The sequence below is a fragment of the Streptomyces sp. NP-1717 genome (assembly GCF_022695985.1).
Taxonomy (GTDB): Bacteria; Actinomycetota; Actinomycetes; order Streptomycetales; family Streptomycetaceae; genus Streptomyces.
Genome location: NZ_JAAPBF010000459.1, coordinates 1 through 919, shown reverse-complemented (window position 1 = coordinate 919; position 919 = coordinate 1). Strand labels below are relative to the sequence as shown.

Genomic DNA, 919 nt, shown 5'->3' with positions numbered 1-919 from the left:
CCGGCGGAGCCCTGCGCATCGCGGCGGCGCTGTGGCTGCTGGCCCACGGCGCGGAGCTGGTACGGCCCGACACCCTCTCCGGGGTGCCCGCGCCCGTCGGAGTCGTACCCCTGCTGGTCATGGCGCTGCCGGTGTGGCTGGTCTACCGGTCGGCGCGCGACGCGCTGGAGCCGGACGAGGGCCGGCCCCAGCTCACGGCGCTCGGCGCACTGTGCACGGTCGCCGGCGGGTACCTGCTGGTCGGCGGGGCTGTCCTGCTCTACGCGCGAGGCGGGGCGCTCTCCACGAACACGTTCGGCACCGCGCTCGAACTGCCCCTCGTGCCCCTGCTGTCGGCCGCGGCGGGGGTGTGGGTGGCGAGCGGCCGGCCGCTGAGTCCGCTGCTCGGCCGGCTGACCCGCCCCGGCCGGGCGGACACGCCGGCGCCGCCGACCGCCGGGGCGGCGGGCAGACGCCGCCGGGCGCTTGTCGTGATGCGGTCGGCGACCGCGGGGACGGCGGCGCTGCTGGGCGGCGGGATCTTCCTGGTCACCTGTTCGCTGCTGTGGCACGCGGGCGCCGCACAAGAAACCTTCCTGCAACTGGCGGCGGCCTGGTCCGGACGGATCGCCGTGCTGCTGCTGACCGTCGCCCTGCTCCCGAACGCGGCGGTCTGGGCCGCGTCGTACGCCCTCGGCCCCGGCTTCGCCCTCGGCACGTCGGCGACGGTCACCCCGCTCGCCGTCACGGGCAGCCCCGCCCTGCCGCCCTTCCCGCTGCTGGCGGCCGTGCCCGCCGAGGGGCCCGGCATGGTCGTGACGTGGGCGACGGGGGTCGTGCCCGTGGTGGCCGCGCTGGTGATCGCCCGGTTCACGGTACGGGTCGCCGCCCCGCCCTACGCCGAGCGGGACGAGGCATGGAGCGCGGGCGACACCGCCCT

1 protein-coding gene is annotated in these 919 nt (G+C 77.7%); it reads left to right on the top strand.

What is annotated here, in order from left to right:
- A partial coding sequence (locus tag GXP76_RS35460; protein WP_242575728.1) for a DUF6350 family protein occupies window positions 1–919 on the top strand: 919 nt, incomplete at both ends.